Annotated in this window: 4 protein-coding genes; 1 reads left to right on the forward strand and 3 read right to left on the reverse strand. The window is 62.7% G+C overall.

Annotation, left to right across the window (positions count from 1 at the left end; all coding sequences use genetic code 11):
- Nucleotides 1-223: 223 nt before the first annotated feature.
- Entirely contained in the window at nt 224-568 is a 345-nt protein-coding gene (locus tag EN969_RS28720) for a cupin domain-containing protein (protein ID WP_013529983.1), read from the forward strand.
- Between the two features lie 3 nt (nt 569-571).
- Here the strand turns inward: EN969_RS28720 and EN969_RS28725 are convergent, their stop codons facing one another.
- From EN969_RS28725 to EN969_RS28735, 3 genes are all read right to left on the reverse strand, one after another.
- On the reverse strand, nt 572-883 hold the full coding sequence (locus tag EN969_RS28725) for a DUF6665 family protein (RefSeq protein WP_013529982.1): 312 nt from the start codon (nt 881-883) through the stop codon (nt 572-574).
- 1 nt (nt 884) lies between these two features.
- Complete coding sequence (locus tag EN969_RS28730) at nt 885-1,364, reverse strand: GNAT family N-acetyltransferase (RefSeq protein ID WP_063168843.1); 480 nt, start codon at nt 1,362-1,364, stop codon at nt 885-887.
- A 4-nt stretch (nt 1,365-1,368) separates the two neighbouring features.
- Nucleotides 1,369-1,985 (reverse strand): ATP-binding cassette domain-containing protein (locus EN969_RS28735; RefSeq protein ID WP_127419609.1); only part of this gene is annotated, 617 nt, incomplete at its 5' end.

The raw sequence follows: 1,985 nt of genomic DNA on the forward strand, positions 1-1,985 counted from the left end.
TTGCGAATTCCTCCGGCATTTGGACTTCGGTTTATGCGTGAAGCCCGTTTTTGTCCAGACGGGTGAAGGCACAAGGGCAGATTGTCGCGGGGACAAAATCCGCCGCCGGTCAACACGACGCCGGATAGCCGCCAACCATCACTAAACAACCGGGAAACACCCGCAAATCCGACGCCCTTGTTCGGCTCGACACAAGGCCCCAGCCGGGTCTATCCTTGTCATCATGGCACACGTCATAGACCGCGACACCTGGGCCGTTCGCTCGGACCATTGGAAGGGCGAGTTGCAATGTGGCGCCTACGGCTCCAACTCCTGCCTGATCTTCAACTATCTGCCTGATGTCGGCGGCGGCCCGCGCCTGCACACACATCCCTACGCGGAGATCTTCATCATCCGCCAGGGCACCGGCCTGTTCACTGTCGGCGACCAGGAAATCGAGGCATCCGCCGGCCAGATCCTGATCGTGCCACCCAATACGCCGCACAAATTCACCAATCTCGGCCCAGGCCCGCTGGAAACGACCGACATCCACGAGAATGGCAGCTTCATCACCGAATGGCTGGAGTGATCCCTATTTCGCGCCGAGCCTGGCCAGCACCGCTTTCGGGATGTTGTATTCACGAATGACGGCATCGTGCTTGCGCAAGCCGCACAGCTCGCGCTGGATGAAATAGCCATGCACCGCCTCGGCGGCATCCTTGAGCAGAAGGGGGCGCAGTTGCTCGTCGGCATTGTCGCGCAGCCTGGCCAGCGTTTCCTCTACCCGCTGGCCGGCGCGGCCGAGTGCTGCCGCCTTTTCCGCCAATATTTCATGGCCGAGCGCGTCGAAGGCGGCTTCGGCGGCCGAGGCGCCGGCAAGATGAGATGGCGGACGCAAGGACATTTCAGCCTCCTTTCCCGAAAACCATGCGGTGTGTGACGAACTCTTCGCCCGCCACGCGCTGAAAGCCAAGCCGTTCATAGAAACGGAAAGCTTCTTGCGGCGCGCGGGTGTTCAGCATGGCGAAATGGTGACGTGCCCTGTCGACAACGGTTTCGACCAGCATCCGGCCAAGGCCGGCGCGACGGTGGCGCGCGCTGACGAACAGGTGCCGGACCCGGCCGTGGCCCCTGTCCTCGAAATAGGGATCGATGTTCAACCCGCACACGCCGGCGAGTTCCCTTCCATACCATGCTCCGTACAGCGCCTCCCCCCGTTTCAGGAACTTGTTGCGGCCACTTGCCCAGCCATCCGCAAGGCGTACCAGCATCCAGTAGCCTTCCAGCCGGCTCTCTTCCTTCAGCGTGTCGAAGGCCGGCATGGTCGGCCGAAACCGCTTGAGCACGTAGCCGACCTCTGGGATGGCGCCTGTCGATCCACCCATTGAGCTACTCCGCCGGGCGCGTCTCTTCGAGCACGCTGTCCTCGTGATAGAGAAAACCGCCGGACTGCCGCTTCCACAGCCGCGCATAGAGCCCGTCGAGCGCCACCAATTGGTCATGCGTGCCTTGCTCGACAATGCGGCCGCCGTCGAGCACCACCAGACGATCGAGTGCTGCGATCGTCGACAGCCGGTGGGCGATGGCGATGACCGTCTTGTTTTCCATCAGCCGTGTCAGATTCTCCTGGATCGCCGCCTCGATGTCGGAATCGAGTGCCGAGGTCGCCTCATCGAGAATCAGGATCGGCGCATCCTTGAGGAAGACGCGGGCGATCGCCACGCGCTGGCGCTGGCCTCCCGACAGCTTGACGCCGCGCTCGCCGACAAACGCCTCGTAGCCGGCGCGGTCCCTGTTGTCGCGCAAGGTCAGGATGAACTCGTGCGCCTCAGCCTTTTTCGCCGCCGCGATCACCTCCGCATCGGTCGCGTCAGGCATGCCGAGCTTGATGTTGTCGCGCAGCGAACGGTGGAACAGCGCCGTGTCCTGGCTGACGACGCCGATATTGGCGCGCAGCGAATTCTGCGTAACTTTGGCGACATCCTGGCCATCGATGGTGATCGACC

This window comes from Mesorhizobium sp. M7A.F.Ca.CA.003.01.2.1, from assembly GCF_003998945.1.
Taxonomy (GTDB): Bacteria; Pseudomonadota; Alphaproteobacteria; order Rhizobiales; family Rhizobiaceae; genus Mesorhizobium; species Mesorhizobium ciceri.